The sequence below is a fragment of the Mycobacterium sp. AMU20-3851 genome (genome assembly GCF_043974665.1).
GTDB lineage: Bacteria > Actinomycetota > Actinomycetes > Mycobacteriales > Mycobacteriaceae > Mycobacterium.
Genome location: NZ_CP146371.1, coordinates 2,982,671 through 3,004,265, shown reverse-complemented (window position 1 = coordinate 3,004,265; position 21,595 = coordinate 2,982,671). Strand labels below are relative to the sequence as shown.

Here is a 21,595-nt window from a genome sequence, read left to right as displayed (position 1 = left end):
GCACACAGAGTTACCAGCAACACCATGTAGCCTTGTCGCCAATGTCCAGACGTTCGAAGGTGACCGCGCGCGGCCTTCTCGCCTCAAACGGTCGCATGATCGTCCGGCATCCCGTGCTGGTCATCGCCGCATGGCTGGTCATCGCCGGTTCGCTGTTCGCGGCCCTGCCACCGCTGATCACGGTCGCCCAACGCAACCCACCTGGCTTCCTGCCCGAGGAGTCTCCGGTCCTGGCAACCAGCCAGCAAATGAAGGATGCCTTCAACGAGGCGGGCGCGACCAACCTCATCGCTGTGATCCTCGTCAACGAGGACGGGCTGACCGACGCGGACGACGCCACCTACCGCGAGCTGGTGGACAATCTGCGTGCTCGCAACGACATCGTGGTGTCGATGCAGGATTTCGTGAGCATCAAGGAAATCCGCCCCGCGATGACCAGCAAGGATGGCAAGGCCTGGAACCTGCCGGTCAGCCTCAACGGCACGATGGGCACGGGCACCGGGCAGGCCGCCTATCGGGACGCCGTCAAGATCATCGAGGAGACGACGGCCGGCACCACGCTGACACCGAGCGTCGTCGGCGGTGCGGCGACGATGGAGGACGTCACCGGTATCGCGTTGCGCGATCAGTTGATCATCGAGGTCTCCACGGTCGTCACCGTCCTGCTGATCTTGATCATCGTCTACCGCAACCTCGTCGCGATGCTCATACCGCTGCTCAGCATCGGTATCTCACTGGCGGTGGCGCAGCAGGTGGTGGCCGGACTCGGGCTGCTCGGGCTGGGTCTCGCTCCGCAGACGATCGTGCTGATCACCGGCATGATGCTCGGCGCGGGCGTCGACTATGCGGTGTTCTTCTTCAGTCGATATCAGGAATGTCTGCGCGAGGGCCTGAAAACCGACGACGCCATCATGAAGTCGATGGTCACCATCGGGGAGGTGATCGCGGGCTCCGCGGGCACGGTGGCGTTGACCTTCCTCGGTCTGTCCTTCGCCACCTTGAGCGTGTTCTCCACCGTCGGCCCGGCCCTCGCGGCGACCATCTTCATCGGGTTCCTCGGATCGATCACGCTGCTGCCGGCGTTCATCACCCTCGCCGGCCGCCGTGGCTGGGTGAACCCGCGCAAGGACATCACCGGTCCGATGTGGCGGCGGATGGGCGTCAGCATCGTCCGCCGGCCCAAGCGCAATCTGTTCGGCAGCCTGGTCGTGCTGGTCGCGCTGGCCGGCTGCGCGCTGCTGGTCGACTTCAACTACGACGATCGCAAGAACCTGCCGCGGGATTCGGAGAGCAATCAGTCCTACGAGACCATGAACGCCCACTTCCCGGCGAGTGCTTCGGTCCAGCAGTTCATCGTGGTGCACTCCGAGACCCAGGATCTGCGCTCACCCCGCGCACTGGCGGACATGGAGCAGATGGCCCAGCGGATCAGCCAGCTCCCCGACATCGCGGCGGTGCGCGGTATCACCCGGCCCAACGGCGAGATGCTGACCGAGGCCCGGGCCACCCACCAGGCCGGCGAGGTGGGCGGCAAGCTCGGTGAGGCCACCCATCTCATCGACGAGAACGATTCGCGGCTCACCCAGCTATCCGAGGGCGCCCACGCGCTGGCCGCCGCCCTGGACAAGATCCGCGATCAGGTGGTCGGCTCGGCTGACTCGATGCGCACCATTCTCAAGTCCCTGGTCGAGATCGAGCAGGAGTACGGGGGCGAGGACACCCTCAGGGACATCAACGTCGGCGCTGCGCTGGTGACGTCGATGCGCACGCTCGGCAAGACCATGGGGGTCGGCCTCGAGCAGGTCGTGCTGAACTACACCTGGATGGCGCCGATGGTGGCGCTGCTCAAGTCCAGCCCGATGTGCACCCTGGATCCCGCGTGCAACGCGGTGCGCATCGATATGGAGCGCATCGTCATCGCCTACGACGACGGCACCATCCAACAGCTCTACGAACTCGCCAAGCAGATGGAGACCACCCAGGAGGGTGACGGCCTGCAGCGTTCGGTCACCGGTGTCACCGACAACCTGGGGCAGGCGCTGGGCGCGGCCGACCGGCTGGGTCTGGACAGCCCGGAGGCCGTCGAGTCGCAGATGGACGAGCTGCTCAAGGGCGTCAACATGCTCGCCGACTCCAGCGAGGCGCTGGCCCAGGGCGTCCAGCTGCTGGTGGACCAGACCCGCCAGATGGGCGGCGGTCTGAGCCAGGCCTCAGACTTCCTGCTGGCGATGAAGCGGGATGCGGCAGACCCCTCGATGTCCGGGTTCTACATCCCGCCGCAGATCCTGACCCGGCCGGAGTTCGAGAAGGCGGCCAAGCTGTTCATCTCGCCGGACGGCCACACCGCCCGGTACATGGTGCAGACCGCGCTGGACCCGTTCGGCGCGGATGCGATGGACCAGGTCGACGACATCGTCGAAGCAGCTTTGAGTTCCCGCCCGAACACCACATTGGCCGATGCGGACATCGCGATGGTCGGCACCAGCGTGTTCCAGAACGAGATCCGCGGCTACTACAACGGCGACATCCAGTACATCGTGCTGGTCACCCTGATCGTGGTGTTCCTGATCCTGGCCGTGTTGCTGAAGGCGATCCTCGCACCGATCTATCTGGTGCTCTCGGTGGTGCTGTCCTATATGTCTGCGCTGGGCATCGCCGTCGTGTTCTTCCAGATCATCCTCGACCAGCCCATCTTCTGGAACACGCCGGGTATGACGTTCCTGGTGCTGGTGGCTGTCGGCGCGGACTACAACCTGCTGCTCATCTCCCGAATACGGGAGGAGGCACATCGCGGAACCCAGGTCGCCGTGATCCGGACCATCGGCGCGACCGGTGGCGTGATCACCTCGGCCGGCCTGATCTTCGCGGCGTCCATGCTGGCCATGACGGTCAGTAGCATCGCGGCGATCGTGCAGCTCGGGTTCATCATCGGTGTCGGCCTGCTGCTGGACACCTTCCTGGTGCGCACCATCACCGTGCCGGCGATCGCGGTGATGCTGGGCGAGAAGAACTGGTGGCCCTCGACGGTGCCGAGCGAGCTGAAGCGGCGCATCCCGCTGCTCAACCGCCGCTCGGAATCGACCCCCCGGACCGCACCGCTGACCTTCCCGGTCGACGATGACCCCTACGACGACGACACCGACGTCGGCTACGGCGTCGCCGTCGCCAAGGCTTCGATGGTCAGCGCGGCCTGGCGGGCGCGTTAGCCCGACGATCAGGGGCTACGGAACACCGCGGCCATCTGGGCGGCGGCATCGGGCCAGTCTCCGTGGGCGGCCGCCCAGGCGCGCAGCGCGGCGCGGTCCACATCCGGCGACTGCTGCCGTGCCTCGACGAGGCCGCGGGCCAGACCCTCGGCCCCGGGCCCGACGGGATAGAGCCGCTGGCCGCCGGTCAGGTCGGCCAGATGGTTGATCGGCTGACCCACGATCGGGCAACCCATGCTGAGCGAGAGCAGGGCGCTGCCCGAGGTGAAGAACGCGTGATGTGCGACGACGGACACGTCCGCTGCGGCGAAGTACGTGGGCACCTCATCATCAGGAATTCTCTTCGCGTGCACCACGATTCGAGGGTCGCGATGCGCGAGGTCGAGTTCGGCCGAGACGTCACCCTCCGGTTTGCCTGCGACGAGGAGTCGATCGTCGGCACCGGCGATCGACTGGAATGCCCGGATCACGTCCGCGAGCCCCTTGTACGGGCGGATCTTCCCGAAGGACAGTGCGACGAAACCGCGCGGCGGTAGACCGAGCCCGGCGCGGGCCACCGCCTGCGACGGCGGTTGCGGGTGCACGTTCACATACGCCGGGTGATGGACGACGGTGCACGGCCCGGTGTAGCCGAACTCCTTCCGCAGAATGTCCTGTGCCCCCGGGAAGTGGATGAAGACGTGGTCGGTGTGCGCCAACAGTTCCGCGCGGAAACAGCGCCCCAACTCCGGGTGCGGGTCGTCGTGGGGGACCAGGTTGTGCGCGGTCCACGCGATCCGGATTCCGCGCCGTTTGAGGCGGCGTATGTGCTGGTGAAAGGACTCCGCGCGGGTCATGTAGAGCCACCGCAGATGATGTACGTGGGCCTCGGTGGACCAGTGCACATGTAGCCAGTCGCCGGAGCGCAACCGGGTCGATCCGGCCCCGAGGAGATACGGGGTGGTTACCCGCAGCCCCTCGTCGCGTAGCCCGTCGACCACTCTGGGCAGGTAGTTGGTGCTCATCCATCGCGGCCACTGCAGCACCCGGACCGGCCGCGCCGTGCCTCGGTCGTCGCTGGGACCCTCGACAACCGTTGCGGCAGCGGGCTTCAACCCCCGGGCGACTGAGTGTGACACGGCCGGTGACTTTACCTGGGTTTTCTCCCGCGGTGGGGCGGCCGTTGCGGCCCTGCGCGAGAAGGCAGGTCGCCCGCCAGGTGGCCAAAGCAGTTGTCGCGAACGGCAATTCGTGACGGCCGTCACGCACCGGGGGCGGGTCTGCTCACGGGTGCGCGGGAAAACCCGGGCGGGTTTGCCAGAAACGACGGGCCGGGGACGTTCCGGCGGGGTGGCGGGCGCCCCCGGCGGACTTTGCCGGGACGGCGCCGATCCCAACCCGGAGTCGGCGCGTCGATCAGCGGTTGATGTGATGTACTGGGCACCGACGACCCGGCGTCGCCCAGCAGGCCTGCCATCGGTGCCGCGGACGTCAACGTGCAGCAGACACCGTTAGGCGAGGAGAGGTTGTTGGCTGGCAGACTCGATCCGGCCGCAGGTGACACCGCAGTCACATCAGCTCCGTCTTCTGACCGTCACCCTAGAGCCTGGAGTGCAGTCAAATGAAACTCAGCGTGATCGGAACGGGCTATCTGGGCGCCGTCCACGCCGCCTGCATGGCACAGATCGGCCACGAGGTGGTCGCCTACGACACCGACGCGTCCAAGATCGCGCAACTGTCGACCGGCACCTCGCCGTTCTTCGAGCCCGGGTTCGACGAACTGCTCGCCGAGGTGCTGGCCACCGGCCGGCTGCGGTTCACCCAGTCGGTCCAGGAGGCGGTGTCCGGGGCGTCGGTGCACTTCGTCTGCGTCGGCACCCCGCAGCTGGCCGGCTCGGACGCCGCGAACATCGAATATGTCGACAGCGCGTTCCGCACGGTGGCCGCCAACGCCGACTGCGACGGGCTGATCATCGGCAAGTCGACCGTCCCGGTCGGCACAGCCCAGCGACTGTCCGGCGAGGTTGCTCAGGCCGACTCGCCACACCGGTTGGAGGTGGCCTGGAATCCGGAGTTCCTCCGGGAGGGCAAGGCCATCGAGGATACCCTCAAACCGGACCGCCTGGTCTTCGGTGTCACGTCCGAGTACGCGGAGAAGACGCTGCTGGAGGTGTACGGCAGCATCATCGAGGCCGGGACGCCGTACCTGACCGCCGATCTGCCGACCTCGGAGTTGGTCAAGGTGTCGGCCAATGCCTTTCTGGCGACCAAGATCTCGTTCATCAACGCGATGGCCGAGGTATGCGAGATCGTCGACGCCGACGTCGTAACGCTCAGTCGCGCGCTGGGATACGACGACCGGATCGGCAAGCGATTCCTCAACGCGGGCTTGGGCTTCGGCGGCGGCTGCCTACCCAAGGACATCCGCGCGTTCAGCGCGCGGGCCGGCGAGCTGGGTGCCTCGGATGCGCTGCGCTTCCTGCACGAGGTCGACAAGATCAACCTGCGCCGTCGGGAGAAAGCCGTCTCGGTGGCGCGTGCCGTCGTGGGCGGGGAATTCCTGGGCAAGAGCATCGCCGTGCTGGGCGCCGCGTTCAAACCCAACAGCGATGACGTGCGCGACTCGCCGGCCCTGAACGTGGCCGCCGCGATGCATCTGAAGGGCGCCGATGTGCGGGTGCACGATCCGAAGGCGATCGAGAACGCCAAGGCGCGATTCCCCACGCTCGGCTATTTCGACGGTGTCGAAGACGCCTGCCGCAATGCCGATCTGATCGTGCTGGCCACCGAATGGGACGAGTACACCGCCATCGACCCGGTCGCGTTCCACTCGGTCGTCAAGCAGGCCCGTCTGCTCGACACCCGCAACGTCATCGATCGGGAGTACTGGTCGGGAGCCGGCTGGCAGGTGTACTCGCTGGGCAGAGGCGGATTGAACGTCTAGGTCATGACCAATCAGACGATCGAGGTGATCATCCCGGTCCGGGATATGGCAGATCACCTGCCCGGGTTGCTCGGCCCGATCCTCGACCAACTCGCCGACGGCGACCGGGTCACGGTGGTCAACGATGCCTCGACCGACGCGACCGAAGAGGTGGCGCGCTCGCTGGGCGCCAATGTCGTGACGTTGACCGACAGCCGCGGTCCCTATTACGCGCGTCAGGTTGCCGCGAGCAGGTCGCGCGCCGACATCCTGCTGTTCATCGACGGGCGCTGCCGGCCACTGCCGGGCCTGCTCGATGCGCACCGGTCGCTGCAGCAGCAACCGGGAGTCGCGCTGTCCTGCACCAACGTCCGGACCGTCACCGGGCCCACCCTCGCCGCCCGGATGGCGGCCAAGATGCAGCCCTTCATGCTTCCCCGGTCGGGCGGGGCGATGAAGGCGACGATCGGGATGGTGCCGCCCAAACCGGATTACTATCCGACGGCCAATCTCGGGATCGACCGGACCGCGTTCGCGAAGGTCCGCGGATTCCGGGAGATGCGCGGCGGCGGCGACCTCGACATCTGCTGGCGGATCCAGGAACAGTCGCTGGGCACGATTGCGACCGACACCCGGGTGCTGATGGAGTGGGAGCCCCGCGCGTCGATGCGCGACATGGGCAGCCAGTGGAAGCGGTACGGCCACAGCAATGCCTACCTGCGCTGGGCGCACCACAACGACACGGCGAATTCCTACGATCATTCGGCGCCCAAACACTCACCGGTCGAGGCGTGGACGACGCTGCGCGCCGAACTGCGCCGACCGGTCGGTGAGCTGGCGGCCAATGCGATCGTCGGACTGGCATTCCAGTACGGCTTCGTCACCGCGTGGCTGAAGCGCTCGGAGTTCGTGATGCCCAAGCATTTCGAGGTGGTTCCGGAGCTGGACCCCAAGTAGGGACGCCGTCGGCACCGACGTTTCTCGACCCACGGATTTGGTCGGGGCGCTTTTGCATTCGTGAACCTTTCTGAATCAAATATTTGCCGCGGCGCCGGGGGACCTTAATGTGAGGGTGGTATCACGGGGTCGCACGCTCGTTTCCGGAGCGTATGGGGGGACCGTGAGATCCGATACGCCGGGGGGCGATGAAATTGATCGGAAATCGTGCGGTACGAATGGTTTTCATTCTTACTTTGCTGTTCATCGGGTTTCTGCAGTACGCAATTCTCGTCATTGCACGGGCAGAGCCGTACCCCGCGATAATTCTGCCCGGGTTTCCAGCCCATTGCCCGGGCTGTCTGATGGAAACCGGGGTCGCCACGACGAAAAGCCCCGAATTACGCGTTCGATTCGCTGACGGTCATACGGAGGAAACGTCGGTCCGTGGCATTCTCCCGCCCGGACCGTCAGTCAGCCTGATGGCGTTCTCGTCCGCCTTCTCGGACTCCGGCGTCGAGGCCAACCCGGAGACGGTCGCTTGGCTCAAACACAGAACCGAGCGCCTTTTCCCGAAGCAGGACGTAGACGGACTGGACATCGTGTGGCGTTCGACGACCTACCGGACACCACACGAATCCGAGCTCAAGCACGTTCCGCTGTACACGATCAGCATCGATTTCCGAGACGCCCGATGAAATTGGGGGAGAGGTTCGACCGCTGGGTCGCAAGTGGACCGTTCACGCCTGCTGATTTGGGAATCTACCGGATCGTTTACGCGGGGGCCGCCCTTTTGACCGCCCCCGATATTCGCTGGGTCAGCCAATACCCGGATGTGACATTCAATCCGCCGCCCGGCCCCATGGCATTGTTCACGGGATTTCCGTCGCTCACTACTTTGATCGTTTTGGAGGTGCTCCGCACCGTCGCCTTGCTGATGCTCGGACTTGGTATTTGTACGAAATATGCATCCATTGCCGCATGGGTGATGCTGACCATTACCGCCGGGCTGACATATTGTTTCGGAAAGATCGACCATTCAATTCTTCTGGTCATCGTGTCACTGGTGTTCGCTTTCTCGGGCTGGGGAAATCGCTTCTCCATCGACGCGTTGCGCCGGACCGTAGACTGCCCGCCACAGCAGCAGTGGCCACTGCGCCTGATGGCGCTGCTGATCGCCTGGGCCTTCGCCGGTGCCGCGGTGACGAAGCTGCTGACCGGGTGGCTCTCGTTCTCCAGTCAGGCCGCTCGCGGATACTTCGTCCTCGGCTACCTGACCGAAGACAACGTCTACCTGTTGGCGCCGTGGGTAGCCGCACACGATGTGACAGCGGTGTGGGAGTTCGTCGACTGGACCACCGTGATCTTCGAGTTCTCCCTGCTGATCGCGCTGCCGTGGTGGCGTGCGTTCAGAACGGCGCTCGCGGTGGCAACGACTTTTCATCTCGGCGTGCTGTTCGTCATGAACATCGATTTCAGCCACGCGGTCGTTGCCTACGCCGCGTTCGTGTCCTGGGGCGCCATCGCAGAATTACTCAGCCGCCACCGAAGCCTCCGGACGCTGGCACGACTGTTCAATCCCGATGCCGAACCGTTGGTCGGCGCGCCGGCATATCTGCTCCTGGGACTGCTGGCCCTCGCTGTCGGCGGCGGAACCTGGTATCTGATGGTCAACCCGCTGGGGGACCTGCCCACCGGGTCCCTGCTCGGCAACGTATTCATCGTGATGGCCGGAGCCGGTGGCTTGACCTACCTCGCCCTGGAACTGCGCAACGCACTCCGCGCCGTCCGGATAGGGCGCCGCGGCGCGGCCGGTAATTCGTCCGTCGTCGACGAACCCGCGGACGCCGACAGGTAGTCGGGCTCAGGCCTCGAGCTTGCCGCCCTCGACCGCCATGCGGTAACCCCGGACGGTGGCCGGCACGAACAATGCTGCCAGCACCACAGCCCACAGCAGGGTCAGCAGCAGCGGCTGCCAGACGTCACCGCCCGAGGACAGCGCCCGCATGGCCGCCGCCGGCGGCGCGATCGGCTGGTACTCGACCAGCGGGCGCAGCACCGCGGGGATGCGTTCGACCGGGATCAGTGTGGCGAACGCCAGGCCCATACAGCCGCTCTGGGTCCAAGTGAGGATGAGTCGGCCCTGTGGGCGCAGCGCGAGGGTGATGACGACCGTCGCGAAGACGAGCACGACGATGACCGGGATCAACAGGTACAGAACGAGCGACAGTGCGCCGCCGGCGAACCGGAAGCCCATCACGTACGCGGTGGCCACGACGAATGCCGTACCGACGAAGGTGCGCACCGCCTCGGCCAGCAGCGCACCGGTCAGCGGTGCGGTGCGGTGCACCGGCATCATCCACATCCGGGTCAGCAGGCCGCTGTCGCGGTCGTAGGGCACCGAGAGGCCGGCGCCGACGGCAGCCGACATGGCGCCGGCCAGCGCGCACACCGGGATCAGCAGGTCCAGGCCGCTGTTACCGGTGATCCGCACCATCGACTTGCCCACCAGCAGGCCATAGATGATCAGCAGTCCGGTGGGGAACAGCAGCGCCTGCAGCGGGACCATCGGGTACCGGCGCCACTGGATGAACAACCGGCCGGCGAAGATCCAGCTCTCCGTCAGCAGCGAATGCTTGTGGGTGGGTTGGGTGGTCATGATCGCCGTCCCTGCAGTCGCACGGCGATGACGCCGAAGATCACCAGCAGGCCGATGCACCACGCCAGGCTGGCCGCCAGGTTTCCGGTGTCGACGTGACCGCTGGTGAATCCGCGCAACGTCTCGGTGATCTGTGAAATCGGCTGGTACTGCACGAAGGGATGCAGCCACGACGGGAAGGCGTCCAGCGGCGCGAGGCCGGTCGACAGCAGCACCAGCAGCAGCTGCGGGACGAGCAGCAGCTGGCTGGCCACCTCGGTGCGCCCGGCCTTGCTGCCGGTCGCATCGGCGCCCAGCGACAATGCCAGCGTGAGGACCAGCGCCATCACGACGAATGCGGCCGTGTAGCCGAATCCGGCGGACGGCCGGAACCCGAACAGCGCCGCCGCCAGGAAGGACGCGATCAGACCCAGCACACCGCGGACCAGGCTGTAGGCCATCCGGGCCATCAGCGGGGCGTAGGGCGAGATGGGCAACGTGCGCATCCGGGCGCCCAGCCCGCTGATCTTCTCCCAGGCCGCCCGGTCGGTGGTGGTCAGCGCGCCGAACAGCATCGCCTGCACGACCACGGCCGGCAGGACGTACTGGGCGTAGGTCATGTCGCCGACGGCGATGATGTCGCGCAGCAGGAACGTGAGCCCGATCAACCCGGCGATCGGTACCAGCGTGGCAAACACCAAGTCCACCCGGCTCTTGCGCAGCACGCGGGCCGTGAGGATCGCGACCGCCGTCACGTCGTGGTGACCGGGCTGGTGAGGTGCAGGAACACCTCATCGAGCGAAGGCCTGCGCAGCGAGATGTCGATGAGTTCGACACCGATCTCGTCCATCCGCCGGAACACCTCGGTCAGCGTCGCCACGCCCGACGGGGCCGGCACGGACACGGTGGTGGCGTCGGTGTCCACCTCGACCTCGTCGAAATCGGACAGTGCTGCGGCGATCCGCGGCAGGTCGTCGGGGTTCAGCGGCGTCATCTCGCAGTAGCTCGAGCCGGTCTGGCGCTTGAGTTCGTCGGCGGTGCCCTTGGCCACGATCTGGCCGGCGTTGAGGATCACGATGGAATCGCTGAGGATGTCGGCTTCTTCCAGGTACTGGGTCGTCAGCAGCACCGTGATGTCCTGAGCCTTCAACGAGGACACCAGGTTCCACACGTCACGCCGGCTGCGCGGGTCCAGGCCGGTGGTCGGTTCGTCCAGGAAGAGCACCTTGGGCAGGATGACCAGGGACACGGCGATGTCGATACGCCGCCGCATGCCGCCGGAGTAGCCCACGACCTGCCGGTCGGCCGCATGGCCCATGTCGAATTGGGCGATGAGTTCATCGGCCCGGGCGCGGGCCTGCGCCTTGCGCATGCCGCGCAGCCGCCCGAACAGCACGAGATTCTCCCGGCCGGTCAGCCGCGGGTCGAGGGCGGCGTCCTGACCGGTGACACCGATGTTCTGGCGCACCTTGGCGGGCTCGCGGGCCACGTCGTACCCGGCGACCACCGCGGTGCCCGAGCTGGGGGTGAGCAAGGTCGACAGGATCTTCACCGTCGTGGTCTTGCCGGCTCCGTTGTGACCCAGCAACGCACACACCGACCCGGTGGGAACGGAAAAGCTCACGTCGCGCAGGGCGGGCACGCTGCCGCCGAATGTCTTGGCGACGTTCTGGAGCTCGATCACGGAGTCATACGATACAGCCGCAATCCGGTATGTGAGACCTTCGGTCGCGGGTCGTCCTGGGTTGTCGTGACGGTGCCCGGTCTCCCAACGGGGCCCGCTCGGGCTGTGTGGGACGACACGTCATGCGACACGCCCGGAACTGTCGGAGCACACCAATAGACTGGCCACCCTATGAGCGCTTCGTTTGTGCACCTGCATAACCACACTGAGTATTCGATGCTCGACGGTGCCGCGAAGGTCAAGCCGATGGTCGCCGAGGCCCAGCGCCTGGAGATGCCCGCGATCGGCATGACCGACCACGGAAACATGTTCGGGGCCAGCGAGTTCTACAACGTCGCCACCGCCGCCGGGATCAAACCGATCATCGGTATCGAGGCGTACATCGCCCCCGCCTCGCGGTTCGACACCAAGCGCGTGCAGTGGGGTGACCGCAGCCAGAAATCCGACGACGTGTCGGGTAGTGGTGCCTACACGCACATGACGATGGTCGCCGAGAACGCCACCGGGCTGCGCAACCTGTTCAAGCTGTCCTCGCTGGCCTCGTTCGAGGGCCAGCTCGGCAAGTGGTCCCGGATGGACGCCGAACTGATCGCCGAGCACGCCGAAGGCATCATCGCGACGACGGGCTGCCCCTCCGGCGAGGTGCAGACCCGGCTGCGGCTCGGGCAGATCGACGAAGCGCTCGCCGCGGCCGCCAAGTGGCAGGACATCTTCGGCAAGGAGAACTTCTTCCTGGAGTTGATGGACCACGGCATCGAGATCGAGCGCCGGGTCCGGGACGGGCTGCTGGAGGTGGGCCGCAAGCTCGGCATCCCGCCGCTGGCCACCAATGACTGCCATTACGTGACGCGGGAGGCCTCGCACAGCCACGAGGCGCTGCTGTGCGTGCAGACCGGTAAGACGCTGTCGGATCCGACCCGCTTCAAGTTCGACGGGGACGGTTACTACCTCAAGTCCGCCGCCGACATGCGCGCGCTGTGGGACCCCCAGGTCCCCGGCGCCTGCGATTCCACCCTGTTGATCGCCGAGCGGGTGCAGTCCTACGCCGACGTGTGGACCCCGCGGGACCGGATGCCGGTCTTCCCGGTGCCCGAGGGGCACGACCAGGGATCCTGGCTGCGCCACGAGGTCGACGAGGGCCTGGCCCGCCGGTTCCCCGACGGTGTGGCCCAGGAGTACCTGGACCGCGCCGACTACGAGATCAAGGTCATCTGCGACAAGGGCTTCCCGGCCTACTTCCTCATCGTCGCCGACCTGATCAATTACGCGCGCTCGGTCAACATCCGGGTCGGCCCGGGCCGTGGCTCGGCGGCGGGTTCGCTGGTGGCCTACGCGATGGGCATCACCAACATCGACCCCATCCCGCACGGTCTGCTGTTCGAACGCTTCCTGAACCCCGAGCGGCCGTCCGCACCCGATATCGATATCGACTTCGACGACCGCCGCCGCGGCGAGATGGTCCGCTACGCCTCCGAGAAGTGGGGCAGCGACCGGGTGGCCCAGGTGATCACGTTCGGCACCATCAAGACCAAGGCCGCGCTCAAGGACTCGGCCCGGGTCAACTACGGCCAGCCCGGTTTCGCGATCGCCGACCGGATCACCAAGGCGCTGCCGCCGCCGATCATGGCCAAGGACATCCCGCTGTCCGGGATCACCGATCCCACCCATGAGCGGTACAAGGAAGCCGCCGAGGTCCGCGGCCTGCTGGAAACCGATCCGGACGTGCGCACCATCTACGAGACGGCGCGTGGTCTGGAAGGCCTGGTCCGCAACGCCGGCGTGCACGCCTGCGCGGTGATCATGAGCTCCGAGCCGCTGGTCGACGCGATCCCGCTGTGGAAGCGGCCGCAGGACGGCGCCGTCATCACCGGCTGGGACTACCCGTCCTGTGAGGCCATCGGCCTGCTCAAGATGGACTTCCTGGGGCTGCGCAACCTCACCGTGATCGGTGACGCGCTGGAGAACATCAAGGCCAACCGGGGCATCGACCTGGACATGGATCATCTGCCGCTCGATGATCCGGCCACCTACGAGCTGCTGTCCCGCGGTGACACCCTGGGCGTGTTCCAGCTCGACGGCGGGCCGATGCGCGATCTGCTGCGCCGGATGCAGCCCACCGGGTTCAACGACATCGTCGCCGTGCTGGCGCTGTACCGGCCCGGCCCGATGGGCATGAACGCGCACAACGACTACGCCGACCGCAAGAACGGCCGGCAGCCGATCAAGCCGATCCATCCCGAGCTCGAGGAGCCGCTCAAGGACATCCTCGCCGAGACCTACGGTCTGATCGTCTACCAAGAGCAGATCATGTTCATCGCCCAGAAGGTCGCCTCCTACACCATGGGCAAGGCCGACGCGCTGCGAAAGGCCATGGGCAAGAAGAAGCTTGAGGTCCTCGAGGCCGAATACAAGGGCTTCAAGGAGGGGATGACCGCCAACGGTTTCTCCGAGGCCGCGGTCAAGGCGTTGTGGGACACCATCCTTCCGTTCGCGGGGTATGCGTTCAACAAGTCGCACGCCGCCGGCTACGGGCTGGTGTCGTTCTGGACCGCCTACCTCAAGGCCAACTACCAGGCCGAGTACATGGCCGGTCTGCTCACCTCGGTCGGTGACGACAAGGACAAGGCCGCGGTCTACCTGTCGGACTGCCGCCGGCTCGGCATCACCGTGCTGCCCCCGGACGTCAACGAATCGGTGCACAACTTCGCCTCGGTCGGTCAGGACATCCGGTACGGCCTCGGCGGTGTGCGCAACGTCGGCGCGAATGTGGTGCAGTCGATCATCAACGCCCGCCGCGAGAAGGGGAAGTACACCGACTTCTCCGATTACCTGAACAAGATCGACATCGCGGCCTGCAACAAGAAGGTCACCGAATCGTTGATCAAGGCGGGGGCATTCGACTCGCTCGGTCATCCCCGTAAGGGGTTGTTCCTGGTGCACGCCGACGCGGTGGACTCGGTGCTCGGCACCAAGAAGGCCGAGGCGATCGGCCAGTTCGACCTGTTCGGTGGCGGGGACGCCGACTCCGGAATCGAGTCGGTGTTCACCATTCCCGTACCCGAGGGGGAGTGGGAGGACAAGCACAAGCTGGCCCTGGAGCGGGAGATGCTGGGGCTCTACGTGTCCGGGCATCCGCTGGACGGGGTGGCGCACCTGCTGGCCGCCCAGGTGGACACCCAGATCCCGGCGATCCTGGAAGGCGACATCGGCAACGACGCGCAGGTGCGCATCGGCGGGATCCTGGCCTCGGTCAACCGCCGGGTCAACAAGAACGGATTGCCCTGGGCCTCAGCGCAAGTGGAGGACCTCACCGGTGGCATCGAGGTGTTGTTCTTCCCGCAGACCTATTCGGCGTTCGGTGCCGACATCGCCGACGATGCGGTGGTGATCGTCGGCGCGAAGGTCGCGATCCGGGACGACCGGATCTCGCTGATCGCCAACGATCTGATCGTTCCCGACTTCTCGAACGCCCAGGGCGATCGCCCGGTCGCGGTCAGCCTGCCGACGCGGCAGTGCACGGTGGACAAGGTGACCGCGCTCAAGCAGGTGCTGACCCGTCACCCCGGGACCTCGCAGGTACATCTGCGGTTGATCAGCGGGGAGCGGATCACCACCCTGGAACTCGATCAGTCGCTGCGCGTGACACCGTCCTCGGCGCTGATGGGTGACCTCAAGGCGTTGCTGGGCCCGGGCTGCCTGGGCGGCTGAGCGGCGGTCACAGGTCGACCGCGACGATCGCGCTGTCCGGCCACACGTCGCGGTGCCGGGCGCGGCGCAGCTTCTCGCGCAGCGGCAGATCGCGGTGCACGTTGGTGACGCCGGGGATCTTGAGCAGCGGAAGAATGTTCCACTGCCAGCCGTACCGGTTGTGCAGCAAGGTATTGGCGCGGGTGGCGTCGGACCCGGAGAGCAGTCGGGCGCGACCCCCGACGGTGTCGCCGACGCAGTTGCCGCGGTGATCGCAGGCGGTCAACTCCACGTCGGCGCGGACCTGCAGGCGCCGCGTCTTCGGGCCGATCTTGGTGCGGAACAGGACGGTTCGACCGTCGGCGACGAACCAGATCGGCGTGTCGACCGGGGTGCCGTCACGGCGGTGCGTGCGCAGCATGGCGTAACGGGATCGGCTCAGGGCGGCAAGTTCGGTATCCATCGATGGCATGATCGACAGTCAACAACTTAGAGTTGGCTCTAAGTCAAGGGTCTTCAGGGAAGGTGCTGTCGATGGCCACACTATTGACCATCGGTGAGGTCGCACGCCGCACCGGAGTCGCGCAGACCACGCTGCGCTACTACGAGCAGATCGGCTTGCTGCCGCCCCCGCAGCGGGTCGGTGGTCAGCGACGCTACCCGGAATCGGCCATGATCCGGCTGGAGGTGATCCGCGCCTGTAAGGCCGCCGGATTCGCGCTGGAGGAGATCGTGGCGCTGATGGGGGACCACGCCCCCGGCAAGCCGGTGGCCCGGGCACTGGCCGAGGCGAAGCTCATCGAGATCGACGCTCAGATGCGGACCCTGGAGCGGGCCAAGGAGATCATCCGGTGGGGAATGGCCTGCGAATGTCCGTCGATAGAGGAGTGCGGATGCGGCATTCCGCACACGCTGTTGGCTGGGTGAGAAGGCAGAAGCTACCGGCGCGCGGACATTCCACCGGCCAGCCACACCGCGGTCGCCGCGGCGGCGGCGGTCAGCACGGCCGGACCAAGGTTGGCGGCGAGGACGCCGACCGCCACGAGCACCAGGGCGCCGAGGATCAGCGCGACCACCTTGTACATCGGCCACGGGACCCCGGCGATGTTGATTTCGGTGTGCGTGGTCATGGGTCCACGATAGCTCGCAACCCAGAGTTCGGGCAACCGAAACCTTCTGCGTGTCGTACGTCTCTGCCCGGCGTTGTCCCAGCACCGGAGGGGAAACCGGTTTTCGTCGTGAGGACAGGTAGTGGCACCATTAGACGGTGTCTGCAGACCTGAGCCGAGTCCCACGTGTTTCGCCGCTGTCCGCGGCCGACATCGACGAGGCCGCTGCACGAATTTCCGACGTCGTCACCCTTACTCCGCTGCAGTTCAGTGACCGGCTGTCGGCGGCGACCGGCGCCCAGGTGTACCTCAAGCGCGAGGACCTGCAGCCGGTGCGGTCCTACAAACTGCGCGGCGCCTACAACGTGCTGATGCAGCTCACGCCCGAAGAACTCGCGGCCGGCGTGGTCTGCTCGTCGGCGGGCAACCACGCTCAGGGTTTCGCGTTGGCCTGCCGGTCGATGGGCGTGCACGGCCGGGTCTACGCACCGGCCAAGACACCGAAGCAGAAGCGCGACCGCATCCGCTACCACGGCGGCGACTACATCGAACTGATCATCGGCGGCAAGACCTACGACCTGGCGGCCGAAGCCGCGCTCGATGATGTAGCGCGCACCGGGGCCACCCTCGTGCCCCCGTACGACGACCCCCGGACCATGGCCGGCCAGGGCACCATCGCGGTCGAACTGCTCGAGCAGCTCTCCGCCGAGCCCGATCTGGTCATCGTCCCGGTCGGTGGTGGCGGGTGTATCGCCGGTATCACCACCTACCTGTCCGAACGCACCACGACGTCCTCGGTGTTGGGCGTCGAACCGGCAGGGGCCGCGTCGATGATGGCCGCGCTGGCCGCCGGTGAACCCGTGACCCTCGATCACGTCGACCAGTTCGTGGACGGGGCTGCGGTGGCTCGGGCCGGTACCCACACCCACGCTGCGCTTGCCGCGGCCGGCGACATGCTGTCGATCACCTCGGTCGACGAGGGGGCGGTGTGCTCGGCGATGCTCGACCTGTATCAGAACGAGGGCATCATCGCCGAGCCCGCGGGAGCGCTGTCGGTGGCTGCGTTGTTGGAGGCCGACATCACCCCCGGCTCCACCGTGGTGTGCATCATCTCCGGCGGCAACAACGACGTCTCCCGATACGGGGAGATCCTGGAGCGCTCCCTGGTGCACCGCGGTCTGAAGCACTATTTCCTGGTGGACTTCCCGCAGGAGCCCGGTGCCCTGCGTGGCTTCCTGGACAGCGTGCTCGGCGCCAACGACGACATCACCCTGTTCGAATACGTCAAGCGCAACAACCGCGAAACCGGCGAAGCGCTCGTCGGTATCGAGTTGAGTTCGGCCGCCGATCTGGAGGGGCTGATCCAGCGGATGGAGGAGTCCGAGGCGCACGTCGAACTGCTGGAACCCGGTTCGCCGACCTACCGCTATCTGACCTGAGTCCGCAGCACCGCGAAAGAATGCCCCGGGATCGCGGTGCTCCCGCCATCGGTGGACGGTGGCTCCCAGGCCAGCACGGTGTCTCCGGCGACGGGAACGGTCACCGGAGCATCGCCCAGATTGCAGACGACCGCAAATGCGCCCCGGTGCATCACGATCCAGCGGTTCTCTTCGTCGTAGTCGATGCGCAGATTCGGCAGCCACGGGTCGGCGAAATCCGGTTCGGTGCGCCGCAGCGCGATCAGGCCCCGGTAGGTCTCCAGTAGCCGGACGTGCTCACCCTCGGTGACCTCGGCCCAGTTCAGCTTCGAGCGGAGGAAGGTCTCGGGATCCTGCGGGTCGGGGATCTCGTCGGCGTCCCAGCCGTGCTCGGCGAATTCGGCTTTGCGGCCCTCGGCGGTGGCGCGGCCCAGTTCCGGTTCGGGGTGCGAGGTGAAGAACTGGAACGGGCTGCTCGAGCCCCACTCCTCACCCATGAACAGCATTGCCGTGTAGGGAGATCCGAGCGCCAGCGCCGCCTTGACCGCCAACTGCCCGGTGGTCAGGTTCTGTGACGGGCGGTCGCCGGTGGCGCGATTGCCGACCTGGTCGTGGGTCAGGGTGTAGGCCAGCAGCCGGGTCGCCGGGATGGTGGCGGTATCCAGTGGGCGGCCGTGCCGGCGGGCACGGAACGACGAGTAGGTACCGGCATGGAAGTAGCCGTGCTGCAACGTCGTCGCCAGCGTCTCCAGCGTGCCGAAATCGCCGTAGTAGCCCTGCCGCTCACCAGACACCGCGGTGTGGATGGCGTGGTGGATATCGTCATCCCACTGTGCGGTGAGACCCAGTCCACCGCGATCCCGCGGGGTGATCAACCGCGGATCGTTCATGTCACTCTCACCGATCAGGGACAGCGGCCGGCCCAATTCCGCTGCCAACGCGTCCGTCTCGGCCGACAGCTCTTCGAGAATGTGGATCGCGGTCGTGTCCACCAGGGCGTGTACAGCGTCCAGCCGCAGGCCGTCGGCCCCGAAATCGCGCATCCAGCGCAGCGCACAGTCGATGATGTAGCGGCGCACCTCGTCGGCCCCGGCATCGGCGATGTTCACCGATTCGCCCCACGGGTTCGACCCGGTGGACAGGTACGGGCCGAACCGCGGCAGATAGTTTCCGGACGGACCGAGATGGTTGAAGACGGCGTCGATGAGGACTCCGAGCCCGTTCGCGTGGCAGGCCTCGACGAAGCGCAGCAGCGCATCCGGTCCGCCGTAGGGTTCGTGCACGGCGTACCAGAGCACACCGTCATAGCCCCAGCCGTGCGTGCCGCTGAACGCGTTGACGGGCATCAGTTCGACGAAGTCGACACCCAGATCGACCAGATGGGGCAACTTCTCGACCGCCGAATCCAACGTGCCGGCCGACGTGAAGGTGCCGATGTGCAGTTCGTAGATGGCGGAACCCTCGATCGACCGCCCGGCCCAGGTCGGAGCAGGGCGGTCCGGGCTCCACAGCTGCGACGGTGCGTGCACTCCGTCGGGTTGGCGCGGCGAGCGCGGATCGGGCAGCACGGTTTCGTCTTCGTCGAGGACGAAGCCGTAGCGGCTGTCCGGTGCGGCCGGCACCGTTGCGCGCCACCAGTCGCCGCTCGTCCGCTCCATCGGATACAGCGTGCCGTCCACGTGCAGCCGGACACGTTCGGGGCGCGGTGCCCACACCGCGAAGTCGCGTTCAGTCATCGGCTCGCTCCAGCAGTGCCACGGGCAGGTCGGCGAACAGTTCGGTGGCCGCCGGGCTGCCGGCATGGGTCCGGCCGGTCAGCCGGTCGATCCACATTCCCTCCGGCAGGGTGAGAGTGGTGTCCCCCCAGCCGGTTTCGGCGAGTTTCACCGTCCACCGGGACACCGCCACCAGCACGTCATCGCCGCGCAGGAATGAGATCAGGTGGGCCGCCGCAGACCCCGCGGCCGGCATCGGCCGGTAGCTCCCGTCCAGGAAGACGTCCGGACGGTCCCTGCGCAACCGCAGCGCCGCACTGACCACCCGCATCTTCGGATCGGTACGCGCCTGCAGCGCCGTGCGTCGCACCGCGTAGTCCACCGGACGGCGGTTGTCCGGATCGACCAGGCTGTCGTCGAACAGCTCGGTGCCCTGATAGATGTCCGGAACGCCGGGGACGGTGAGCGCCAGCAGTTTCTGGCCGAGGCTGTCGTTGTGGGCGTGCGGATCGGCGCGGTCGACGAACGCCGTGAGTTCTTTGGACACCGGACCCTCGATGACGGCGTCGATCCACTCGTGTACCCCGGACTCGAACTCGGTGTCCGGGTCGTCCCAGCTGGTGTGCGTCGCCGCCTCGCGCATCGCCTTCTCCGCGTACGCGTGCAGCCGGGTGCGCAGTGCATCGGTCACCTCACCGTCCACCGGCCACACCCCGAAGATGTTCTGCCACAGGAACAGTGACGTCGCCGGGTCGGGGGTCAGCACGATCTTCGACCACCGGTCGACCCGGTCGGCCCACTCGTCTGCCAGCTGGGACAGCACACCGATCCGGGCCCGCACATCCTCGCTGCGTTTGGTGTCGTGGGTGGAAAGCGTCACCATCGCGTGCGGCCACAGCCGCGCCCGGGTGGCGCAGCGCTCGTGGAACTCCGCCGCGCTGACCCCGAACAGCGCGGGCTCGCCGCCCACCTCGTTGAGACTGACCAGCCGCGCGTCGCGGTAGAACAGGCAGTCCTCGACCGATTTCGCGGTGACCGCACCGCACAATTGCTGAATCCGGGTGGCGGCCTCCCCGTCGTGTGCCAATGCGGCGGCCACCAGTTGCAGCGGTGCGTCCAGTTCGGGCCGGGTCCGCACCGTCCGGTCGATGGCCGTCGGGGCGATCCCGGCGAGGTCCAGATAGTCGAACCGGTATACGTGCACGTGGGTCAGCAGGGCGCTGACGGCGTCGGGCAGCAGCGGATGATCGGCGCCGGTGTCGGCGACGATGGCCCGGCGCACCCGGGCCAGCTCACTGCCCAGGGTGCGGGTCGCAGATCGTGTCTTGAGTTCTGCAACGCGCTGTTCGACGGCGCTGTAGTCCACGCCGGTCGATTCGTAGAGCGCGGTCAGGGTGGGCTCGGACGCGGGATCGATGAACAGCCCGCCGATTTCGCGCAGCGCGTCGTAGCCGGTGGTGCCGTCCACGGGGAGGCCGGTGTCCAGTGCCTCCTCGGGTGCCAGGATCTTCTCGACGACGATCCACGCCGCAGGCCCGACGAGGTCACGCAGGTCGGTGACGTACCCGGCCGGCTCGGCCAGCCCGTCCGGGTGATCGATCCGCAGGCCGTCGACGAGGTCCTCGGTGAACCAGCGGCCGACCTCGGCGTGGGTGGCCTCGAAAACCCCCGGATCCTCCTGGCGCAGGCCCGCCAGCGAGGTGATGGAGAAGAACCGGCGGTACCCGCACAGGTTGTTCCGCCAGCCGATCAGCTTGTAATGCTGGCGCTCGTGGACCTCGCGGCCGGATCCGCCGGCCGTGCCGGGGGCGATCGGCCACACCCGGTCACCGAGGCACAGCACGTCCCCGTCGACGGTGAGTTCGTCGAGGTCCTCGTCGGATCCCAGCACCGGCAACACGATTCGGCCGGTGGGATCCAGGTCCCAGTCGATGTCGAAGTACGTGGCGTAGGCGGAGTCGCGGCCGTGTTCGAGCACGTCCCACCACCAGGCGTTCTGCCGAGGATCCTCGACGCCGACATGGTTGGGCACGATGTCGACGACCAGGCCCATGCCGCGGGCGCGCGCCTGCGCGGACAACTCGGCCAGCCCGTCTGCACCACCGAGGGCCTCGGACACCGTCAGCGGGTCGGTGACGTCGTAGCCGTGCGTGGACCCGTGCGCTGCGGTCAGGATGGGGGAGAGGTAGAGATGTGAGACACCCAGGTCGTCCAGATAGTCCAGCAGTTCGACGGCCTCGGTGAAGGTGAACGCATCGCCGCGCATCTGAAGGCGATATGTGGAGAGCGGGACACCCATC

Annotated in this window: 16 protein-coding genes; 8 read left to right on the top strand and 8 right to left on the bottom strand. The window is 66.8% G+C overall.

Annotated features, from left to right (window positions below; all coding sequences use genetic code 11):
* The first annotated feature begins 41 nt into the window (after nucleotides 1-41).
* On the top strand, nucleotides 42-3,206 hold the full coding sequence (locus V4U86_RS14420; RefSeq protein ID WP_395311861.1) for an RND family transporter: 3,165 nt from the start codon (nucleotides 42-44) through the stop codon (nucleotides 3,204-3,206).
* Nucleotides 3,207-3,214: 8 nt separating this feature from the next.
* Here the strand turns inward: V4U86_RS14420 and V4U86_RS14415 are convergent, their stop codons facing one another.
* The gene (locus tag V4U86_RS14415) at nucleotides 3,215-4,324 is read right to left on the bottom strand and encodes a glycosyltransferase (protein WP_395311860.1); all 1,110 of its coding nucleotides are present in this window, start codon (nucleotides 4,322-4,324) and stop codon (nucleotides 3,215-3,217) included.
* Nucleotides 4,325-4,806: 482 nt separating this feature from the next.
* Here V4U86_RS14415 and V4U86_RS14410 point away from each other — a divergent pair, with 482 nt between their 5' ends.
* The 4 genes from V4U86_RS14410 to V4U86_RS14395 all read left to right on the top strand — a co-directional run bounded on the left by V4U86_RS14410 (nucleotide 4,807) and on the right by V4U86_RS14395 (nucleotide 8,902).
* Nucleotides 4,807-6,129, top strand: coding sequence for a UDP-glucose dehydrogenase family protein (locus V4U86_RS14410; protein ID WP_395311859.1), 1,323 nt, complete (start codon nucleotides 4,807-4,809; stop codon nucleotides 6,127-6,129).
* A gap of 3 nt (nucleotides 6,130-6,132) precedes the next feature.
* Nucleotides 6,133-7,065: a glycosyltransferase gene (locus V4U86_RS14405; RefSeq protein ID WP_395311858.1), complete on the top strand. Its 933-nt coding sequence runs from the start codon at nucleotides 6,133-6,135 to the stop codon at nucleotides 7,063-7,065.
* Between the two features lie 188 nt (nucleotides 7,066-7,253).
* On the top strand, nucleotides 7,254-7,742 hold the full coding sequence (locus V4U86_RS14400) for a hypothetical protein (protein ID WP_395311857.1): 489 nt from the start codon (nucleotides 7,254-7,256) through the stop codon (nucleotides 7,740-7,742).
* A complete protein-coding gene (locus V4U86_RS14395; protein ID WP_395311856.1) occupies nucleotides 7,739-8,902 on the top strand; it encodes a hypothetical protein in 1,164 nt (387 codons plus the stop codon). Before V4U86_RS14400 ends, V4U86_RS14395 begins: the two co-directional genes overlap by 4 nt.
* 6 nt (nucleotides 8,903-8,908) lie before the next feature.
* On the opposite strand, the gene V4U86_RS14390 is transcribed toward V4U86_RS14395, so the two are convergent.
* From V4U86_RS14390 to V4U86_RS14380, 3 genes are read right to left on the bottom strand one after another with little or no spacing between them, the layout of a single operon-like run.
* Complete coding sequence (locus V4U86_RS14390) at nucleotides 8,909-9,703, bottom strand: ABC transporter (RefSeq protein ID WP_395311855.1); 795 nt, start codon at nucleotides 9,701-9,703, stop codon at nucleotides 8,909-8,911.
* Entirely contained in the window at nucleotides 9,700-10,437 is a 738-nt protein-coding gene (locus V4U86_RS14385; protein WP_395311854.1) for an ABC transporter permease, read from the bottom strand. The genes V4U86_RS14390 and V4U86_RS14385 overlap by 4 nt, the downstream gene beginning before the upstream one ends.
* Nucleotides 10,434-11,366: an ATP-binding cassette domain-containing protein gene (locus V4U86_RS14380; protein ID WP_395311853.1), complete on the bottom strand. Its 933-nt coding sequence runs from the start codon at nucleotides 11,364-11,366 to the stop codon at nucleotides 10,434-10,436. Before V4U86_RS14380 ends, V4U86_RS14385 begins: the two co-directional genes overlap by 4 nt.
* 171 nt (nucleotides 11,367-11,537) lie before the next feature.
* Here V4U86_RS14380 and dnaE point away from each other — a divergent pair, with 171 nt between their 5' ends.
* Nucleotides 11,538-15,074, top strand: a complete 3,537-nt coding sequence (gene dnaE, locus V4U86_RS14375; RefSeq protein WP_395311852.1) for a DNA polymerase III subunit alpha — start codon at nucleotides 11,538-11,540, stop codon at nucleotides 15,072-15,074.
* A 7-nt stretch (nucleotides 15,075-15,081) separates the two neighbouring features.
* Here the strand turns inward: dnaE and V4U86_RS14370 are convergent, their stop codons facing one another.
* Nucleotides 15,082-15,516 carry a PPOX class F420-dependent oxidoreductase gene (locus V4U86_RS14370; RefSeq protein ID WP_395311851.1) on the bottom strand — a complete coding sequence of 145 codons (435 nt, stop codon included), beginning with the start codon at nucleotides 15,514-15,516 and terminating at the stop codon, nucleotides 15,082-15,084.
* A gap of 71 nt (nucleotides 15,517-15,587) precedes the next feature.
* On the opposite strand from V4U86_RS14370, the gene V4U86_RS14365 reads away from it, so the two are divergent.
* Nucleotides 15,588-15,980 (top strand): MerR family transcriptional regulator, encoded by a 393-nt coding sequence (locus V4U86_RS14365; RefSeq protein WP_395311850.1) that lies wholly within the window; start codon nucleotides 15,588-15,590, stop codon nucleotides 15,978-15,980.
* Between the two features lie 11 nt (nucleotides 15,981-15,991).
* Here V4U86_RS14365 and V4U86_RS14360 read toward each other — a convergent pair whose 3' ends face one another.
* Nucleotides 15,992-16,183 (bottom strand): hypothetical protein, encoded by a 192-nt coding sequence (locus V4U86_RS14360; RefSeq protein WP_395311849.1) that lies wholly within the window; start codon nucleotides 16,181-16,183, stop codon nucleotides 15,992-15,994.
* 137 nt (nucleotides 16,184-16,320) lie between these two features.
* Between V4U86_RS14360 and ilvA the strand changes: the two genes are divergently transcribed.
* Entirely contained in the window at nucleotides 16,321-17,601 is a 1,281-nt protein-coding gene (gene ilvA / locus V4U86_RS14355; protein WP_395311848.1) for a threonine ammonia-lyase IlvA, read from the top strand.
* Here the strand turns inward: ilvA and treZ are convergent.
* Together treZ and treY are read right to left on the bottom strand one after the other, a co-directional pair.
* Entirely contained in the window at nucleotides 17,589-19,316 is a 1,728-nt protein-coding gene (gene treZ / locus V4U86_RS14350) for a malto-oligosyltrehalose trehalohydrolase (RefSeq protein ID WP_395311847.1), read from the bottom strand. The two genes, ilvA and treZ, sit on opposite strands and share 13 nt — an antisense overlap.
* Nucleotides 19,309-21,594, bottom strand: coding sequence for a malto-oligosyltrehalose synthase (gene treY, locus V4U86_RS14345; RefSeq protein ID WP_395311846.1), 2,286 nt, complete (start codon nucleotides 21,592-21,594; stop codon nucleotides 19,309-19,311). Before treY ends, treZ begins: the two co-directional genes overlap by 8 nt.
* Nucleotide 21,595 lies beyond the last annotated feature (1 nt).